The sequence below is a fragment of the Oceanobacillus kimchii X50 genome (genome assembly GCF_000340475.1).
Lineage (GTDB): Bacteria > Bacillota > Bacilli > Bacillales > Amphibacillaceae > Oceanobacillus > Oceanobacillus kimchii.
Genome location: NZ_CM001792.1, coordinates 2,497,102 through 2,515,265, shown reverse-complemented (window position 1 = coordinate 2,515,265; position 18,164 = coordinate 2,497,102). Strand labels below are relative to the sequence as shown.

Annotated in this window: 32 protein-coding genes and 1 other RNA gene; 30 read left to right on the top strand and 3 right to left on the bottom strand. The window is 35.0% G+C overall.

Translation table 11 applies throughout. From position 1 onward, the window contains the following. Positions 1-24 precede the first annotated feature (24 nt). The 4 genes from rnr (at position 25) to ssrA (ending at position 4,359) form a co-directional block, all read left to right on the top strand. Complete coding sequence (gene rnr, locus C794_RS13205; protein WP_175618777.1) at positions 25-2,241, top strand: ribonuclease R; 2,217 nt, start codon at positions 25-27, stop codon at positions 2,239-2,241. A 189-nt stretch (positions 2,242-2,430) separates the two neighbouring features. Then, a complete protein-coding gene (gene zupT / locus C794_RS13200; RefSeq protein WP_026133806.1) occupies positions 2,431-3,237 on the top strand; it encodes a zinc transporter ZupT in 807 nt (268 codons plus the stop codon). Between the two features lie 184 nt (positions 3,238-3,421). Continuing rightward, on the top strand, positions 3,422-3,889 hold the full coding sequence (gene smpB / locus C794_RS13195; RefSeq protein WP_011066817.1) for an SsrA-binding protein SmpB: 468 nt from the start codon (positions 3,422-3,424) through the stop codon (positions 3,887-3,889). 106 nt (positions 3,890-3,995) lie between these two features. After that, positions 3,996-4,359, top strand: a transfer-messenger RNA (tmRNA) gene (gene ssrA, locus C794_RS20485). A 63-nt stretch (positions 4,360-4,422) separates the two neighbouring features. Here ssrA and C794_RS13190 read toward each other — a convergent pair. From C794_RS13190 to C794_RS20170, 3 genes are all read right to left on the bottom strand, one after another. Then, entirely contained in the window at positions 4,423-5,514 is a 1,092-nt protein-coding gene (locus tag C794_RS13190) for a site-specific integrase (protein WP_017797615.1), read from the bottom strand. Between the two features lie 187 nt (positions 5,515-5,701). Continuing rightward, positions 5,702-5,926 carry a helix-turn-helix transcriptional regulator gene (locus C794_RS13185; RefSeq protein WP_017797614.1) on the bottom strand — a complete coding sequence of 75 codons (225 nt, stop codon included), beginning with the start codon at positions 5,924-5,926 and terminating at the stop codon, positions 5,702-5,704. A 126-nt stretch (positions 5,927-6,052) separates the two neighbouring features. Next, positions 6,053-6,439: a helix-turn-helix domain-containing protein gene (locus tag C794_RS20170; RefSeq protein WP_017797613.1), complete on the bottom strand. Its 387-nt coding sequence runs from the start codon at positions 6,437-6,439 to the stop codon at positions 6,053-6,055. A gap of 146 nt (positions 6,440-6,585) precedes the next feature. Here C794_RS20170 and C794_RS19875 point away from each other — a divergent pair, with 146 nt between their 5' ends. The 26 genes from C794_RS19875 (at position 6,586) to C794_RS13040 (ending at position 18,027) form a co-directional block, all read left to right on the top strand. Continuing rightward, positions 6,586-6,849, top strand: coding sequence for a helix-turn-helix transcriptional regulator (locus C794_RS19875; protein ID WP_017797612.1), 264 nt, complete (start codon positions 6,586-6,588; stop codon positions 6,847-6,849). A 27-nt stretch (positions 6,850-6,876) separates the two neighbouring features. After that, positions 6,877-7,089, top strand: a complete 213-nt coding sequence (locus C794_RS13170; RefSeq protein ID WP_268258102.1) for a helix-turn-helix transcriptional regulator — start codon at positions 6,877-6,879, stop codon at positions 7,087-7,089. A gap of 90 nt (positions 7,090-7,179) precedes the next feature. Further along, positions 7,180-7,422, top strand: a complete 243-nt coding sequence (locus C794_RS13165) for a hypothetical protein (protein WP_017797610.1) — start codon at positions 7,180-7,182, stop codon at positions 7,420-7,422. A 248-nt stretch (positions 7,423-7,670) separates the two neighbouring features. After that, positions 7,671-7,826, top strand: a complete 156-nt coding sequence (locus C794_RS20715; RefSeq protein WP_017797609.1) for a hypothetical protein — start codon at positions 7,671-7,673, stop codon at positions 7,824-7,826. A gap of 169 nt (positions 7,827-7,995) precedes the next feature. Continuing rightward, complete coding sequence (locus tag C794_RS20165) at positions 7,996-8,646, top strand: Sak single strand annealing protein (RefSeq protein ID WP_017797608.1); 651 nt, start codon at positions 7,996-7,998, stop codon at positions 8,644-8,646. Next, the gene (locus tag C794_RS13150) at positions 8,627-9,202 is read left to right on the top strand and encodes a YqaJ viral recombinase family protein (protein ID WP_017797607.1); all 576 of its coding nucleotides are present in this window, start codon (positions 8,627-8,629) and stop codon (positions 9,200-9,202) included. Before C794_RS20165 ends, C794_RS13150 begins: the two co-directional genes overlap by 20 nt. Positions 9,203-9,206: 4 nt before the next feature. After that, positions 9,207-9,548, top strand: coding sequence for an HNH endonuclease (locus C794_RS13145; RefSeq protein ID WP_017797606.1), 342 nt, complete (start codon positions 9,207-9,209; stop codon positions 9,546-9,548). Between the two features lie 145 nt (positions 9,549-9,693). Next, positions 9,694-10,353, top strand: a complete 660-nt coding sequence (locus C794_RS13135; RefSeq protein ID WP_017797604.1) for a phage regulatory protein — start codon at positions 9,694-9,696, stop codon at positions 10,351-10,353. 105 nt (positions 10,354-10,458) lie between these two features. Further along, positions 10,459-11,223, top strand: coding sequence for a conserved phage C-terminal domain-containing protein (locus tag C794_RS13130; protein ID WP_017797603.1), 765 nt, complete (start codon positions 10,459-10,461; stop codon positions 11,221-11,223). A 9-nt stretch (positions 11,224-11,232) separates the two neighbouring features. Continuing rightward, entirely contained in the window at positions 11,233-12,075 is an 843-nt protein-coding gene (locus tag C794_RS13125; RefSeq protein ID WP_017797602.1) for a P-loop NTPase family protein, read from the top strand. Between the two features lie 140 nt (positions 12,076-12,215). Next, positions 12,216-12,797: a RusA family crossover junction endodeoxyribonuclease gene (locus C794_RS21040; RefSeq protein ID WP_017797601.1), complete on the top strand. Its 582-nt coding sequence runs from the start codon at positions 12,216-12,218 to the stop codon at positions 12,795-12,797. Further along, complete coding sequence (locus C794_RS13115; protein ID WP_017797600.1) at positions 12,797-13,123, top strand: hypothetical protein; 327 nt, start codon at positions 12,797-12,799, stop codon at positions 13,121-13,123. Before C794_RS21040 ends, C794_RS13115 begins: the two co-directional genes overlap by 1 nt. 129 nt (positions 13,124-13,252) lie before the next feature. Beyond that, positions 13,253-13,651 (top strand): hypothetical protein, encoded by a 399-nt coding sequence (locus tag C794_RS13110; protein ID WP_017797599.1) that lies wholly within the window; start codon positions 13,253-13,255, stop codon positions 13,649-13,651. Positions 13,652-13,656: 5 nt separating this feature from the next. Then, positions 13,657-14,259: a hypothetical protein gene (locus C794_RS13105; RefSeq protein ID WP_017797598.1), complete on the top strand. Its 603-nt coding sequence runs from the start codon at positions 13,657-13,659 to the stop codon at positions 14,257-14,259. Between the two features lie 18 nt (positions 14,260-14,277). After that, positions 14,278-14,544: a hypothetical protein gene (locus C794_RS13100; RefSeq protein WP_017797597.1), complete on the top strand. Its 267-nt coding sequence runs from the start codon at positions 14,278-14,280 to the stop codon at positions 14,542-14,544. Beyond that, positions 14,537-14,737, top strand: coding sequence for a hypothetical protein (locus tag C794_RS13095; protein ID WP_017797596.1), 201 nt, complete (start codon positions 14,537-14,539; stop codon positions 14,735-14,737). Before C794_RS13100 ends, C794_RS13095 begins: the two co-directional genes overlap by 8 nt. After that, positions 14,734-15,102, top strand: coding sequence for a hypothetical protein (locus C794_RS13090; RefSeq protein WP_017797595.1), 369 nt, complete (start codon positions 14,734-14,736; stop codon positions 15,100-15,102). Before C794_RS13095 ends, C794_RS13090 begins: the two co-directional genes overlap by 4 nt. Further along, a complete protein-coding gene (locus C794_RS13085; protein WP_017797594.1) occupies positions 15,099-15,389 on the top strand; it encodes a hypothetical protein in 291 nt (96 codons plus the stop codon). The genes C794_RS13090 and C794_RS13085 overlap by 4 nt, the downstream gene beginning before the upstream one ends. 93 nt (positions 15,390-15,482) lie before the next feature. Further along, positions 15,483-15,845 carry a putative transcriptional regulator gene (locus C794_RS19865; RefSeq protein ID WP_017797592.1) on the top strand — a complete coding sequence of 121 codons (363 nt, stop codon included), beginning with the start codon at positions 15,483-15,485 and terminating at the stop codon, positions 15,843-15,845. A gap of 33 nt (positions 15,846-15,878) precedes the next feature. Then, on the top strand, positions 15,879-16,103 hold the full coding sequence (locus tag C794_RS13070) for a hypothetical protein (protein ID WP_017797591.1): 225 nt from the start codon (positions 15,879-15,881) through the stop codon (positions 16,101-16,103). 17 nt (positions 16,104-16,120) lie between these two features. Then, on the top strand, positions 16,121-16,729 hold the full coding sequence (locus C794_RS13065) for a dUTP diphosphatase (RefSeq protein WP_017797590.1): 609 nt from the start codon (positions 16,121-16,123) through the stop codon (positions 16,727-16,729). A 17-nt stretch (positions 16,730-16,746) separates the two neighbouring features. Next, positions 16,747-16,938 carry a hypothetical protein gene (locus C794_RS13060; RefSeq protein ID WP_017797589.1) on the top strand — a complete coding sequence of 64 codons (192 nt, stop codon included), beginning with the start codon at positions 16,747-16,749 and terminating at the stop codon, positions 16,936-16,938. Between the two features lies 1 nt (position 16,939). Then, positions 16,940-17,149 carry a hypothetical protein gene (locus tag C794_RS13055; RefSeq protein WP_017797588.1) on the top strand — a complete coding sequence of 70 codons (210 nt, stop codon included), beginning with the start codon at positions 16,940-16,942 and terminating at the stop codon, positions 17,147-17,149. Between the two features lie 4 nt (positions 17,150-17,153). Continuing rightward, positions 17,154-17,342: a hypothetical protein gene (locus C794_RS13050; protein WP_017797587.1), complete on the top strand. Its 189-nt coding sequence runs from the start codon at positions 17,154-17,156 to the stop codon at positions 17,340-17,342. Positions 17,343-17,353: 11 nt separating this feature from the next. Then, the gene (locus C794_RS13045; protein WP_017797586.1) at positions 17,354-17,791 is read left to right on the top strand and encodes a hypothetical protein; all 438 of its coding nucleotides are present in this window, start codon (positions 17,354-17,356) and stop codon (positions 17,789-17,791) included. Beyond that, positions 17,782-18,027 (top strand): hypothetical protein, encoded by a 246-nt coding sequence (locus tag C794_RS13040; protein WP_017797585.1) that lies wholly within the window; start codon positions 17,782-17,784, stop codon positions 18,025-18,027. The genes C794_RS13045 and C794_RS13040 overlap by 10 nt, the downstream gene beginning before the upstream one ends. Positions 18,028-18,164: the final 137 nt, after the last annotated feature.

Sequence of the window (18,164 nt, the reverse complement as noted above, 5' to 3'; positions counted from 1 at the left end):
AATATTATGAAAGAAGGTGAAAGAATGAAAGAGCAAATTATAAAGTATTTTAAAGAATCTGGGACAAAACCATTGTCTGTACAAGAAATAGAGGAAGAATTTCAACTTGAGAATGCAGATGAATTCAAAGATTTAATCAAGGCGTTAAATGAATTAGAACTTGAAGGAGAATTAGTTCGAACAAGGAAAAATAGATTTGGGCTACCGGATAAGATGAATTTAGTAAAAGGAAGCATTCAAATGCACGCGAAAGGATTTGCATTCTTAATTCCTGAGGATGAGGATGCAACAGATGTATATATCCATGCAAATGATATGGGATCAGCAATGAATGGCGATAAAGTGTTAGTTCGCTTAGAAAAACCATATTCTGAGGGGGCAAGACCAGAAGGTAAAGTCATTCGTATTATAGAAAGAGCAGTCATTCAAGTAGTGGGTACGTATGAAGATAACCGTTCGTTTGGATTTGTTATAGCTGACGATAAGCGTATTCCAAGTGATATTTTTATCCCTAAAGCAAATACACATGGAGCAGTACAGGGACATAAGGTAATAGCTCGCATCTCCAAGTATCCCGAAGGCCGCAATAGTGCTGAAGGTGAAATTATTCATATTCTAGGTCATAAAAATGATCCAGGAATTGATATTCTATCGATTATTCATAAACATGGAATTCAAGTTGATTTTCCTGAAGATGTGCTAGAACAGGCACAAAAGACACCAGAAGAAATCCATCCAGAAGAGATAAAAGGGAGAAGAGATCTTCGAAATGAAACAATCGTTACAATTGATGGCGCAGATGCAAAAGACTTAGATGACGCAGTAACAGTTAAAAAACTAGATAACGGTAATTACAAACTTGGTGTATATATTGCTGATGTAAGTCATTACGTAAAGGAGGACTCTCCTATTGACCGTGAAGCTTTGGAAAGAGGAACAAGTGTTTATTTAGTTGATCGAGTTATTCCAATGATACCTCATCGACTATCTAATGGAATATGTTCGTTAAATCCTAAAGTTGATCGATTAACGCTTGGTTGTGAAATGGAAATTAATCATCAAGGCCAGGTAGTAGAACATGAAATTTTTCAAAGCGTCATTCATTCAACTGAACGCATGACTTATAGTGATGTGAATAAGATTCTGGTAGATGAAGATGAAGAACTACGAAACAAGTATGAACCACTTGTTCCGATGTTTGAGGAAATGGAGAAATTAGCTTCTATCTTAAGAGAAAAACGATTTGGCCGTGGTGCAATTGATTTTGATTTCAAAGAAGCTCAAGTTCTAGTAGATGATATGGGAAGACCAACCGATGTAGCGATAAGAGAACGCTCTGTTGCTGAGCGACTTATTGAAGAATTTATGCTTGCAGCGAATGAAACTATTGCTGAGCACTTTCACTGGTTGGATGTACCATTTATCCATCGTATCCATGAAGAACCAGATGAAGGGAAATTAGAAAAATTCTTTGACTTTTTAGCAGGTTTGGGTATTTCTGTTAAAGGTACAGCAGATGATATTCATCCTCAGGAACTACAGAAAGTTATTGATTCTATTCGCGGGGAACCAGAAGAGATGATTGTTTCTAAATTAATGTTACGTTCTATGCAGCAAGCTAAATATGATCCTCAAAGCATTGGACATTTTGGCTTAGCAACTGATTTCTATACACATTTCACATCTCCAATTAGACGTTATCCAGATTTAATCGTTCATCGATTAATTCGAACATACTTGATTGAAAAGAATATGGATAGTAAAACGTTGAAACATTGGAAATCTCGTATGCCTGAAATTGCTAGACATACTTCAGAGCGTGAAAGAAGAGCAGTTGATGCGGAACGTGATACGGATGAATTGAAAAAAGCAGAGTATATGAAAGACAAAATAGGTGAAGAGTTTACAGGATTAATTAGTTCAGTTACCAATTTTGGTATGTTTGTTGAATTAGAAAATACGGTAGAAGGTCTTATTCATGTCAGTTATTTAACAGATGATTATTACCACTTTGATGAACGTAGTCAAGCGCTGATTGGTGAGCGTACTGCGAATGTTTATCGTGTAGGTGATGAAGTAGATGTTAAAGTGGTGGATGTGAATACAGATGAGTACACAGTTGATTTTGAATTAGTTTCTTCTGGTAAAGCCAGTCCAAAAAAGAAAAAGAGACAGCGAATACCGAAAAAAGTAGTTCAATCTTCTAAAAAAACAAAGCCAAAGAAGAAAAAGAATAGATAAATAAAAGCTACATGAATGATAAAAATTCGTTCATGTAGCTTTTTGGATAAGTTCATTTGAGTAACATAAAATAGGCTTATAACATATAAGTGAAGAAGATTGTATAATGACTAATTATTTTTTTCAGTATATAATGAATTAAAAATTAATCTTCAAAACAGGTGGAACAACTATGTGGGGGAATCATGGATGGATAGCATGTTAATAGCATTCTTGCTTACGTTATTTGCGGGATTAGCAACAGGTGTTGGGAGTTTAATTGCCTTTATGGCTAAGACCACCAATACGAAATTTTTGTCATTTGCTTTAGGGCTTTCTGCAGGAGTAATGATATATGTATCGATGGTTGATATCTTCTTTAAAGCGAAAGATTCACTAACTGCGTATCTTGGCGACACGGAAGGATATTGGCTTACTGTCATAGCCTTTTTCGGTGGAATGTTATTAATTGGATTTATCGATCGATTTATTCCTAAATATACAAATCCCCATGAAGTGAAAAAAGTAGAAGATATGGAGAAGCCGCAACAACCTTTACGAGATCCAGATTTAATGAAAATGGGACTTTTTACAGCGTTAGCACTCGCCATTCATAATTTTCCAGAAGGAATTGCAACTTTCGTATCGACATTACATGACCCTTCTATTGGTTTAGCGATTGCAATTGCAGTAGCGATTCATAATATCCCAGAAGGAATTGCTGTTTCTGTTCCAATATACTATGCTACCGGTGATCGGAAAAAAGCTTTTAAATATTCATTCTTATCTGGCCTAGCTGAACCTTTAGGTGCAATTGTTGCTATCCTTATCTTAATGCCATTCTTAAATGATTTGATGTTTGGAATTATTTTCGCGATGGTTGCTGGTATAATGGTGTTTATATCGTTAGATGAATTATTACCGGCAGCTCGAAAATATGATGAAGCTCATATGTCGATGTATGGTGTAATTTCAGGTATGGCACTTATGGCAGTCAGTTTATTATTCTTAGCATAAGGGTGTGTTCCAGTTGGAATACACTTATTTATTTGGTAGAATAAAGATCTATCGTTGTTCAAAAGACGAATGAATGGAGTGATAATTCGATACAAAGGAGAATTATCTACAATTTCACGATATGTGTCAATTTACTCGTCCTTTTCATCTTCATTTTGAACACACATTAGTAGGAGGAACGGTTATGCCAAAAGGAAATGGAAAAGTAATTGCACAAAATAAAAAAGCTTCACATGATTATTTCATAGAGGATACGTACGAAGCTGGTATCGTTCTTCATGGAACTGAAATCAAATCAATTCGTAATGGTAGAGTAAACATTAAAGATTCACATGCGCGAATAGATAGAAAAGGTGAAGTACAATTAATTAATTTGCATATAGCAGAATATGAGCAAGGAAACCGTTATAATCATGATCCAACCCGATCTCGTAAATTATTATTGCATCGAAAGGAAATTGATAAATTAATTGGTTTAACACAACAACAGGGATATGCATTAGTGCCATTAAAAATTTATTTAAAAAATGGATTTGCTAAAGTTTTAATTGGTCTTGGAAAAGGGAAAAAGAAATATGATAAGCGAGAAGATCTAAAACAGAAGCAAATGAAACGAGATGTGGATCGTGCCATTAAAGATCATATGCGTTAATCTTTGCTAAATGTTGCCAGTACTTGATTTTTAGCCTGGGTTTGTTATAATAAGTATATAATTAAATATCAGAAATGAGCTCATTCCCGAGCGTTTCTCTCCTTATGGGGACGTTACGGATTCGACAGGGATAGATTGAGCTCAGGTTGCACGTCGAGGTTACGGCTCGTAAAACGTTATGCCTAAATATAACTGGCAAAGAAAACAATCAACCTGTTTTAGCAGCTGCGTAAGTAGCCTAAAACGATCCTTCCTGGCATTGCCCGTGTGGCAGATTGAAGGGTCTCAAATTAAGCGGGCTATGCTACGATCCTCCGCCTGGGGATTTGTAGATGAAACTAATCAGGCTAGCTCCATGAAAGCCTGTTGGTAGGCCGACATGAGAGCGAATGATAATATACCAACTACGCGTGTAGAAGCCTGAGTGGCGATATCCTTGGACGAGGGTTCGACTCCCTCCGTCTCCACCAATACATAACTTTCGTTGATTTAACAGGGTTTGTAAAATGGTGGTATACAAAATGGAATACATTTTACGATTCACGTTTAAATTCTAATATTTTTGCTTGCTTGAAGTCATCTTCCATCTGGTTGATGGCTTCTTGTTCTGTAGAAGGATATAAATGACTATAAATATTCAACGTGGTTGCAACACTGTGACCTAATCGCTTAGCGATTAAAGCTGGTATATACCCTCTATTAATTAAATAAGTTGCGTGTGAGTGTCTAAAGTCATGCAATCGTATCTTTTTAACTTCTGAAGCTGCAACGTACTTAGCGAACCGTCTATCTAAGTTTGTAGTTGATACATGATCGTGAAATTCTCCGAACACTACATAAGATATTTTAGGGTTGTTTTGGGCTTTTAATTGAGACAATAATCTCATAACATGCTTAGGCATCAATATAGTTCTAACAGATTGTTTTGTTTTAGGTGTAGTTATATTTCGATTGTAAGACGTTTTATTTATGCTGATCGTATTGTTCTCAAAGTCTATATCTGCCCACGTGAGGGCTAGTAGTTCCCCTTTACGCATTCCACTATAATACAAGGTCATAAATAATACGTAATATAGAAAATCATCTACATGCTGTATAAACTCTTTGAACTCATCTAACGTCCAAAAATTAATATGCTTTTCTTCTTCTAAATCAACATTACCTGCAATCTTAGCGGGGTTTTCTTTTGTGTATTCCTGTTTAATAGCAAAATTAAAAATAGCAGACATAACTGTATGAATCTTTTTTACATGCGAGGGAGCATACTGATCAATAAGTTTATCTTGGAATCGTGTTATGTCTCGAACTCTTATTTGTTTAAGTTTCTTATTTCCGAAAAGAGGAACTAGATTATTATTTATTATCCCACTGATCTTACTGTAAGAAGATTCTTTTCTTCTTTTTTTATACCAAGCCATATACTCTTCAGCTACAAATTCAAATGTTGGATTTTCTTCATTCTCTTCTTCAAATTCTAAATCAGCTAAAAATATAGCTTCAGCTTTTTTTGCTTCCCTTGAAGAATCAAAACCCCTTCTTTTAACCTGTCGAACTTTACCGTTTTTTTGGTATATTTTTAAGTAAAAATAATATTTTCCGCTTTGTTTATCTTTGTAAACTGCCATGATTTTGTTCTCCTTTCAAAAATAATACTAGAACATATGTTCGTATAATGATATAATAACATTAACGAAACAACATTGGTACTTTTTACCATTGTACAAACATTGGTAAATATTAGATAATATTAGTAAGTAAATAGTCCTTATTTATAAGCTGTTCAGCTGATTTAAGCCGGTGAGTAGATACAATCTACTCTTGTTTACCTACTTCAATCCACTCATATAGATGTTCAATATTACAACCTAATATCATGGCAATGTTACCAGCAACCTCAATCGACATTTTTTGCTTATTTCTAACATACTTACTAATTTGCTGAGGCGTGATATTTAATTTATAAGCCAATTCTTTTTGAGTCATATTACGAACATCAAGTTGATGTTGAAGTAGGCATCTTCCGACTTTAAAAGCCAAACAGACACCTCATTTACTCAAATTTTCATACATAAGGGGCGATGGTAGAATTGACTGAAGATGAGTTTCAACTATTAATTGAATATGTAGAAGTCATAACTCGTAAAGACTGAATTATTTAAATAATTATTTCATTTTATCGTAGTATTCAACTGTAAACTTAATGCTTTCAAAAAACTTTTCCCTTTCGCTTTCACTTAGTGAGAGGGTCTTTTCAATCAATGTGTTCAAAAATTCAACGTCTTTTACTTCTAATCTTTCTGCAAGTTTTAATGCTCTCTCTAGCTCGTTATGTTGTTTTTCTGGAAAGAACTCATCCACATTACAATCCAATGCTTGTGCTATATCAAATAATTTATTGTGATCTGGTGAAGAAATTCCTTTTTCATATTGAGAAACAGTATTATTTCTGACGCCGATTTTGTCCCCTAATTCTTTTTGTGTCATTTTTTTCAACTTTCTTCTATTCTTAATTCTTTCTCCTACAAATTCCTTTAACGCTTTCTCGTTCATCTTAAATCCTCCATCGAATATTAATTTTATCTATATAATATCATATTTTATGATATTTAAACATATTTTTTCAAGATATTTGAATATTTGTATTGACTTAAGCATATAAGTTCATGTATTATGAACCTATCCAAGGGAGGGAGGTATTGGAAATCAAGACAAAAGATGCTAATTCTATCTTTCTTAGTGGAAATAACAAAAACGTTTGTGAGAATAACATTCAAAAAAAGTTAGTAACATTGCGCGAACTTCATAATTTAAGTTATGAAGATATGGCAAAATATTTAAGTATTTCTACTAAGACGTACATCAGAAAGGAACAAGGGAGATCTGCTTTTAAGCTTCAAGAAACGTTTTGGATTAGCGAATTGTTCAATAAGGAATATGATGAAATTTTTTTGCGAACATAGTTCAAGAATCATGAACTTTTGAAGGGGGTGTTCAAAATTCATCATAAATTATTCATCTTAAGAAGAGAAAAACGAATGAACCAAGAAAAAACAGCTAAGTTTCTCGGCATAGACAAACAAACTTATTACAGAAAAGAAAGTGGTAGAGGTGAATTTACAATCTCAGAAGCTAAGAGACTATGTAAATTATTCGGTTGTACTTTAGATGATTTGTTCTGGTCAGAAGATGATGCTAGCTAAAGTGCGCGAATTGGAAATCTCATGGGTATTATATGTTAGATGTGCGAAAACAACTTATCAATTCGTATTAACTAGTAGGGAGGTCAAGACATGCTAAAGGAACACTATCTAATCGAAGATTACGCAACAGTATTGGACACCGTGGAAAATCTATTTAACTCCACAATGAAAGCAGTGAACATGGCTGAAAATGCAGAGTTCAGTACAAAGAATGATGTACTTGCTGAAATGAATCACTCACTTGAAACATTAATGTCACTAAACAGAAAGAAAATAGATCGTGAAGTTGATGAACAGGCTTGGACTTATGTTGGAAGTAAAACTTATGTTTAAGCGCATAGGTGAAAGTGGCAATTATTATGTTGGTTTGTTTGTAGCATCTCTAGTAGGTTTCTATATTTGTTCAATCTTTACTACTTGAAAGGAGGTGAGAGATATTGAAAGATGCTTTAATCGGTTCACTCGTAATAACTCTATTAATCTATCTAGTAATTGCATGAAAAAACCCACTGATGGCAGTCAGTGAGTCAGAAAACTAAATTATTAATGTGGATTATACCACAAGGAAAGGTGTTTTGGAAATGGATTTAAATAAAATGGTTGAAGCTGTAGAAGTTATTAACAACGATAGGGAGTTTATTTCATTAACTATTGATTACACTGGTCCACAATTGCACGTTACAGATTTTATATTCGATCAAATTATTAATGATCAAGAAGTATTTTATGAAGAATGAAGTGACCTCATTTATCCATACAAAAAATATTTTTATATTGAAGACCTTAAAGTATTTTGTCTTGTCGAAGAAAAAGCTGAACCATCCAACCCATACGGATTAACTGAACAAGAACGTGATATGAGAGAAGCAGGGCATAAACTATCGGATTTCATGTAGGAGGTAAACCATGGCTTTAAAATCATTTCAAGAATTATTTAATTTAGATATATCGAAAGAGGTTGCAAAAAGACCAGTCAAAAAGAATTCAAAACAAACATTGGATTACCTAGAGTGGGCTAACTGCATTAAGTTGCTACATGAAAATGGAGCTGAAAATGTTAAATACGGAATGATCTATAACGAGCAAGGCTATCCATGCTTTTACAACCATAACGGAGAATCACCATTTGTGAGGGTTTGGGTAGAAGTTGATGGTCAGAAGTATGAAGAAGATTACCCAGTAGTAAATGGAATCTATGTAGTTAGTAACCCTACTCAACTAGACATAAACAAAGCAAAACAACGTGGATTCGTAAAAGCTGTAGCGATTAACACTGGTTTAGGTCTTAGCCTTTGGATTAAAGAAGAACACATTATCAATACAGATAAAGATATACAGAAAGAAATGAATCAAGACGAAACTAAATCATTAAATGACCAGATAACTTCATTATTTGCTAGAGCGTTGCAAAAGGTCGGAAGCAAAGAAGAATTATACGACATTCTCCAAAGTTCTAAAGAAGATTTTACTAAGTTATATCGTTCAAATGATCATGCAGCTAAGAAAATCGTTATTGGTCAATTGGATGTGATTCTAAATGATAACAACAACCAGTGATCGATTTAAATATATCGGTGGTTCGGAAGCCAATATGATTTACATGAAATACGACACTAAGACTTTTATAAAGTGGTGGGAAAAGAAGTTAGCAGAAGTACCGGAAGAAGAATTTAATAATAAAAGCATGGCTATTGGAACTATCTTAGAACACGACATTATAGATTTATATGAATCGGAAAACGGAGTTATAGGGATACGTGATGAATCCAAAGTAAAAGGCATAGCAAGAGCAAATACTGACTATATTTTGGGTGATAAGGTATCGGATGTAAAAGCAACTTCTAAAGCATTCGAATGGCTTATAAGCGGTAAAATACCACCGAATTACAAACGTCAACTTATTCATTATATGTATGTATTTGAGCTTCCAAATGCTTCAATCATTGCATATCAAGTTGATGAAGAAAGACTGCTTTATCCTTTTGACTCATTAGACGTGTACAAGCTTTTTGAAATACCAGTGAACATTAGTACAACGCAATTACAGGAACACAGGCAGAGAGTGGAATATCTAGAACATTGCAGGGATTTAATGATATTTCCAAAGGAGTGATTATATGCAGCCTGTGCCTAAGCCAAACCATAAGCGCAGAAAACCCAAACGTGGGCGGTTAAGCAAGATTACACCTAAAGTACGTGAAGAAGTTAAACACCGCTCTGGTGGTCAATGTGAACGTTGCGGAACATATCAGTCATATGCTTTTGAAATGGCTCATTTGGAACAAGCTTCGCAGGGTGGTCGAGGTGATGAGCCTTGGAATGTAGCATTACTTTGTGGTCCATCTGTTAACTCTGGAACCTGTCATCATTTTGCTGATTACACCAAGGATGGTAGGGAGTGGCGATTATCTAAAAGACAGGAGTTGATGGAATACTATGGAGTCTCAAGTAACAACTAGGGTTATATTACCTAAAATGCTGTGGAGTATAGCAAAAGATGAAGATCATTTATTGAAATTAGTAAAACAATACATGTCACGTTATAAAGGATATCACGTTGTAGAAGTTAGAAAACATTACGCTATATGCGAAAGGGGATAAAACATGGATAAAGATTTAGTGTTTATTAAAGATAAAGAGGTAGTAACGGATAGTTTAACGATTGCAGAAGTATTTAATAAAAGGCATGACAATGTGATAAAAGATATTCGTAATTTAGAATGCAGTGAAGATTTTTCGCTCCTAAATTTTAAGGAGTCACTCTATCAAAACAGAGGTAAGGATTATCCAATGTATTACATTTCCCAAGATGGATTTTCATTTCTAGTAATGGGATACACAGGAAAGATTGCTGCACAATTTAAAGAGAAGTACATCACAGAATTTAGACGAATGGAAAAGAAATTAAATGCACCTAAAGTGTTATCAGAAAAAGAACAATTAATCGCATCTATGGAGTTATCTTTACAATCATCAAAAGAGATAACGGAAGTTAAAAATAAGGTTAGTAGTTTAGAAGAAAGGTTTGACAATGAGCTTACCTTGAATCATGGGCAAGCTACTGCTGTAAATCATTCAGTGAAAAGACGTGTGGAAAGGTTATATAACGATGGGGTTATGGGTCCATTGGAAACCAAAAGACAAATGTACTCAAATATTCATAGCAATTTAAGAAGAGCATTCCAAGCTCCAACCTATCGTGAGATTAAGCGACAAGACTTTGACGAGGCTGTCGCATGGATTGAAGCATGGAGACCAATGTAAGGGGTGGTGTTACAGCACCATTCCCTCTCTTACAAAAAGTTATTTATAACAGTATATCAGATTTGGACAAGAATATGCCAATTAATTTTATAAAGGTGGTTGAAAATGGCTAAATACAGGCAAGTTCATGTGGAGTTTTGGCAGGATGGGTTTGTTCTGGACCTAACACCGGAAGAAAAATATTTCTACTTGTACCTTATGACAAATAGTAAAACTTCTCAATGTGGCATATATGAGCTTCCTAAAAGAATTATGGAAACTGAAACAGGCTACAACAGAGAAACAGTTGATAAATTAATTCATCGTTTTGAAGAATATGGAAAAATTTCTTATCACGAACCGACACGAGAGATTATGATTTTAAATTGGACGAAGTTTAACTGGATTAACTCTCCAAAGGTAACTTCACTTATTAAGAAAGAGTTAGAAAGCGTGAAGTATGAAGGGTTCGTGCAACTTTTTATTACAAAATGTAAAGAGTATGGATACGGTATAGATACGGTAGGTATAGACCTAGGGGAAGAAAGAGAAATAGAAAGAGAAATAGAAAGAGAAGTAGAAGAAGAAAGAGAAGAAGAAGTAAAAAACATTCCCTTCTCTGAAATAATCGATTACCTAAATTCTTCTGCAGGAAAAAAATATAAATCATCAACCAATAAAACCAAGACATGTATTAAAGCTCGTTGGAATGAAGGATTTAGGTTAGATGATTTTAAAAAGGTCGTAGATACCAAGGTGACGGAATGGAAGAACGACTCTAAAATGAGCCAGTATCTAAGACCAGAAACACTCTTTGGGAATAAGTTTGAAGGTTATCTCAATCAACAAGTTGAACAGAAACCAATTGACGCATATGATCAAATGTTTTAGGTGGTGCTTATGAAATCAATTAAAGATGTAAACATACTAAAATCACAAGGAATTGAACAAGTAGGCTCTCGAACTTGTGAGACTTGTAAAAGCACAGTTCCCATTTATGAACGCAAAGGAGAGCAATACAGCGTTTGTTTAACCTGTGAGAATACTAAACTAACCAAACAACAAACGGACGGCTATGAGCCTTTAAAAAGGCGAGAATTGGCAAACAAGGCAAAAACGATTAATTATATACCACCAGAACTTGAAAATGTCACCTTTGAGGATTATGTGCCAAAGACAAATGAACAAATTGAAGCTATGAATCTAGTACAAGAATTAATACAAGATAAACATCAAGCTTTGGTACTTCAGGGCGACCCTGGTACAGGGAAATCACATTTATTCCGATGTGCTGCACGAGAATTAGAAAAACAAAAGGTATTGTGGACTGGTCGAGATTGGCAAGGCAAGAATAAGAACTTTGAAGTAAATAAAATTGTTATCTTTGCCAAAGTACCAGAGCTTATGAAGCTCATACAAAGCACGTATAAGGGTCAAACGGATTTAACCGAATCAATCATCTTAGAAACCATTTCAAAAGCTGACGTGCTTATTTTAGACGAAATAGCAGGAGAACGATCTAAGTCAGATAATGGCTTTGAAACATGGTCCGGTGATATAACTTATCAAATATTAGATAGCAGGCAGGGCAAATGTAACCTATACAACTTAAATTACAGTAGTGCTGAGGTTAAAAAGAAGTACGGTGAAACACATGGTAAACGAATATTAAGCAGGATGGCATCTGGAGCAGAGATACTTCAAGTAAAAGGTCCAGACCATCGAATGAAAGGACTGAAATAGATGTGTGAGTGCAAAACGCAGTATTATAGCTCGTTCGTAGTAATTGAGCCTTGTAATAACTCTGAATGTATTAAACAACAGCATGCTGAATTTGACCGTAATTTAGAACATCTAAGAAAGTCATTGGCGGTGATGAATAAATGAAAGTAGCAGAAAAACGCATATTTTTACTCGATGGATTTAATTTCAAACCTGAAGAATCGAATTTTAATGAAATTGTTGAATTGAATCTAGAAGGTTTTGGATACAAAGATATTGCAAAAATGACTAATTCACATGAAGTTGATGTATTCATTGCATTGATTCATAGAGCAGTAGTAGATGGCGAATTTGTAGGACCATTTGAAGGGAGAAACGATTACACCATGCAAACATTCGAAATACCAGGAGCTTTACCTAACATGAATAAAATCATTGCAGCAAGCAAAAAACACCACATGCAGTATTCCAACATGAAGAAAGATTTTACTGCATTAGTACAAATTCATGCTATGAATCTAGAAAAAGTAGAGAGCGCAGATTTTGAGATTGTCTGGTATTGCATAGATAAACGCCAAGATAAAGATAACATCATGGCTGGTCAGAAATTTATCTTTGATGGGTTGGTAAAGGCAGGAGTACTCAAAAATGACGGTTGGAAACAGATTGGTGATGTATCTCACAGATTCGTCATTGATAAAGAGAATCCTAGAATACAGGTCAATATCAAGGAGTTTATCTAATGGAACTCCAGAACATTATCCAGATGATGATACATGCAAGTAGACGTATCGAAAAGGCAACTAATGAAATACACAAAATGGCTCGTGAAAAAGCTGAAACAGAGTACGAGTATAGACAAGCTCTATCCATCGAGATTATGAAACTCAAAGCAAAAGGAGTACAAGCTACTCTTATACCGGATGTAGCACGTGGAAATGTAGCAGAATTAAAACTTGCTCGTGATCTAGCAGATGGTAAATACAAAAGTTCAGTCGAATCATTAAGAGCGTTGCAAAGCGAACTAAACGGATTACAAACTATATCAAGGTATCAATCAGAGGTGTGAAATGATAATTAAATTCAAAATAAGCGAACGCAGAAGGCAAGGAACAACAAACAAATTCAATCCTAAGTTATCCCAATATTGGCAAAAAACATATTATGAACTCTTTAAAAATTGGTGAGGAGTGAGGGAATGGACATTGAACAAACCATAAATCATGTTCGTGATGCTATTAGAGAATTACCAAAAATATACGGAGATAATTTAGATCAGATTAAGCAACTGGAGCAAGAACGAATGGACTTAATGCATTATATGGAGCTAGTTGATTTAAACGCTCGTGATGGTTTTAAAGCATATAAACAAATGCAGGACGTTTTACGCAAGCGCAGAGTATTAAAAGACCAGAACGAAGAATTAAAACATGTAGTGCCTGTCCTTAAAAGCATGAACGGTAAACTCAAGGATTTAGATACAGCTGTGGGTGGAGTTAGGAAGTCTAAAGAAGGACTTAAAGTTAGGGTGTATAGATGTAGAAGGCGCAATGATCTGGAAATGGTTATAACCGGTTCAGATAACAAAGGGAGGTAGTAAGGATGGAGAAAGTAAAAGTGACGAAGGAACAGGCGGAAGAAATAGAGGATATTAAGGAAGGTGGTAAGCAACAGGTAGACTATGCAATTGCGATACACCCATATAACAAAAGACCGGATTTAAAAATAGCTCAAATGTCAACTGGTGACTTTGCTCGAGCCTTATTAATTGAAAATGGATATGAAATAGAATCGGAGTTTAAGAAAGGCGATTATGTAATGGTCAAGTGGAAGGACAGACAAGAAGAAGGATTTTATCGGGTGGTTGAAATACTCCCTATAGGTTCTATTCAAATAGAAACTCTTGATGGCGCGCCAAATACATCTGGTCACGGAAATACACGCCACGCCACACCAGAAGAAATAAAACAAGAAAAAGAGCGTAGATGGTGGGCGAAGCATGGTAGGGAAGTTTGGGAGTTGAGAGAGAATGACGCTCTTTACGATAAAGGACATAGTTATTCGCCGGTTGTAGAAAGAGTACTTGAATTCAGTGAAGGAACAACTGTCTATTTCAAAGACGGCAATTGGGAATCTTATGAGAACGTTAAAGATCAATATAAAGTTTCTTGTTTTGAAAAAGATAGATTAGATTTATCAAATTAAGCCGGGAGGGTTTTAGGGATGGAAGATAAATTAACAGAACTTACTCAATGGTACAGGGATAGAATAGATAAATTAGCGAATGGCGAGAAAGTGGACTTTAATTTACATCCTGGAGCAATTAGTTGGTTGCTCGGAGAAGCTGAGAAAGCGGAAGAACTAGAAAGCAAATTAGAATCTATTGAAAATCTAGTAAAAGAATCTTGTAGTCGCTACGGTGGAAATGAATTTTTAAGAAAAGTATTAAACATTACTGGAGAAGCATTGGAGGAATCTAGGGATGAGTAAAAGGTTAATTGATGTTGGATATTTAAGAGTAGGTATGGTGCTACAAGATGTGAACGGAAATAAAGGAACGATCACGGAATTAGGTTGGCTTGGCGAAATGCCACTTGTTCATATAAATGACAGCCCTAATCCTGTTATGTGGAATTGGAATACGTTGAGTCCTGATGTGATGGTTTTGGAGGGAATGGAATGAGTAGGTTGGAAAATAAACAATTTTTAAAAGCAGAAGCAACATTATTGCACAAATTAGGTGTTGCAAATGATCACGAGCCTATTACTGACAAAGAACAGGAATTAATTGATTATATTATCCACCAAGCACAAAAGGCAGAAGAACTACAAGCTAAGGTGGAGGAGTTGGAGAAAGAAAAGGACGAATGGAAGGACACTGCCCAATCGTATTACGTTACAAATCAGGAATTAAGAGAGAAAAATAAGCGCTACAAACAGGCTTTGGAAGAAGTTAAGTCTTTAACAATTAATCCAAGAGAATACCAACCATCAACTTATACAATTCACCACATTGTTAGCGATGCATTGAAGGGAGTAGAGGGATGACAGCTAAATCACGCTTTAGAGGTCATCCAATAGAGCACAACGGCACTGAGTGGGTATATAGCGATACCAAAGAATCAACAGTAGGAAAATGGCAGGAAAGAAGCTGTGGGCATTGTGGATTGTTTAGCACACCAGAAGGACATGACGGATGTCTAGGAACACTACCAAATGTTATGAACGCCTGCTGTGGTCATGGATTAGAAAACGATGCTTATATACAGTTTTGGGATAGATCAGTAGTACGAGGGAGTAAGGCTATTAATCTCATGAATGAGTTGAAGGGGTGAACACATGGATAAATGCAAATGTAAGAACAAAAAGAATTGTATTTATTGCTTCCTAAAAATCAAAGCAGATAAACCTTGGAGTAGTTGGTTCTGATGTCTAAGGAAAAATATATAGAGGTCTATGACGGATTAAATCTTATTGCTACTGGAACAGTAACCGAATGTGCTAAAAAGCTGGGAGTTGGCAGATCAAGCATATACAACTATATCAAATATGCAAAACAAGGCGATGACACGAAGCGCAATGCAATAATCCTTGAAAGCAAACAAGAATTTGCGATTTATAAAGGCGATAAATTTTTATTCATGGACACGTTAGAAAATTGTGCTAGGCGTTTAGGTATTGATGAGAGTACCGTTTATTTTTATTCATCTCCCATTTATGCAGAACGAGGGAATGAAGAAAACAGACTCGCAGCAGTTAATTTAGGAATGTGGGTGCAGGAAAGTGTTTGAAGTTATATAAATATGGGGTGTGGAGGTAGAGGGATGAAGCTGAATGTCAGCTTTAAAAATAGAATTAAGCAATTATTTTGCAAACACGATAGAGCAGTTGGGATAAGTTGTTGCAGTCAAGGGATAAACAGCAAAGAAGGCTATTGGCATGTTGAATATCATTGTGGTTATTGTGGATTTGCTTACGGAGAATGGATAAAAGCAGATAGGGATGAAATGGAAAAGTTGTTCGGTAAAGAAACATATGAAATCAAATAGACTATGGAGGTTAAACAATGAATCTAAATAAATTAATGACAATACAAGATGATTTAGATAAACATATCGAAGTTAAAAAAGGCTTACAAGGACAGGACCTACTAGATAAAAAGATACTAGCTTTACAAGTGGAGTTAGGAGAGTTAGCTAATGAGTGGAGAGGGTTTAAGTTTTGGAAAGAGAATCCACAGCCAAGAACTAAACACTTTAAAGGATGCGATAATTGTATAGGTGGAGTGAGTAAAAACTCACCATTATTAGGACCATATAACGAATGTGAAATTTGTAAATCCAACCCACTACTAGAAGAATACGTTGATTGTCTCCACTTTATATTGTCGATTGGATTGGATTTGAATATTAATATTGATTCTCTTAAAGAGTATTTTTCACCTAAGAAAATGCTAGATATAACAGATCATTTCCTGTGGACAAATAAAAAAATCTTAGATTTATATGAAAACATCAGGGATAGAAACAGTTCAAAAGCAGGTTTGCTTTATCTCAATTTGTTTAATTCTTTAGTCGGTTTAGGTGAACTACTAGGCTTCACCACAGAACAAATAGAACAAGCCTATCTAGATAAAAACAAAGTTAATCATGCTAGACAGGAATCTGGATATTAAAAAGGAGGAATATAAAAATGTTTCAGACATCTACACAAAAAATTAGAGAACTAATTAACGAGGTTGAAAGATTAATAGCTTTTAGAGATAAATACGATCTATCACAGCAAGAACAAAAAGCAACGTCTTGCGCGATTGCTAATTCATTACTAGCTATAAGTAGAACGGCTGAAAATATAGCTAAGCAAGAGGATATTAAGGAGGTCTAATATGGGTGAACATGAATCACATCGCAAAATAAGGGAATTTATTAACAAAAGAGGATACTCATACAACGTAATGGATGTTCTGAGGGGTTATCAAAAACGTTTGGATGGTTATTACAATAGTTACACAATGAATGATTGTCTCGACCATTTAGAAAGAGAATGTGAAGAAGTAATACGTTTAGGAAACAATTTATTAATAGGCAAGGAGTGAAACAATGGCTCAACTAGAAAATGAACTGGAGATACAAAGGAAGAAGCAAGCAGAAGAACAACGTAGAAATGAACTAATGGACATTATTATAGGCTATGGAGTTCATACTCTTGATGGTAGACCTTTATCCAGTCTCACATTGATAGAATTAGAGAATTTACGTATTAACATCATTAATGATTATTTACGGTAGGAGGTCAATATATGACAACAGCCATTAAACCAACTAAGATCACCTTCAAAAAAGTGGAATCGGAATGGTCTGGATATTACAACACATTGAACGAAATTAACAGATTACGAGAATCCATAATAAATCCATATGATGATGAACCAGATACAAATACAGGTGGAGGGGTTAACTCTGTTAGAAATCCAGGAGACCCTACTGGTAAGTTAGCAATACGATTAACTACAAATAAACAGCTTGAATATTTATGTACTGTTGTTGATGCCATTGACCAAGTATATAATGCGTTGCCGGATAACTATAAAGAGCTGGTCAGACTTAGATATTGGAGTAAATACAAGCAATATACTTGGGAAGGTATAGCTTTTGAATTGAATGTGAGTGAAAGACAGGCTAGAAGATGGAGAAATGAAATCGTACAAGCCACTGTGGAGGTGCTGGGATGGAGGTAGGAAAAGGACTAAATGATTTCTACTACGCAGTGTATGATGAAGAAAACGAAACTTACAGTGAACCGAACAGGGTAAAAGAGATACAGACTATAACCGAAATAATACCTTCTTCCATTCCAAGGATGAATGGTAAAAGCTACGAAGGTACTCTCTATACGAAAAACTTAAAAGCAATGACACCAACAATGCGTAGATATTTTAAAAGAGTGAGAATAGGAAATGTATTGTATTTATGAAAAATGTCCGTTAAATGTCCGTTTTGACACCTGAAATTAATCTATTGTGGTAATATAGGGATTTAATTAATAAAATATTAAGCTTTAAAAGATCCTAGTTATTTTTATCAAATTATCAAACCCCTTGTGTTAATATA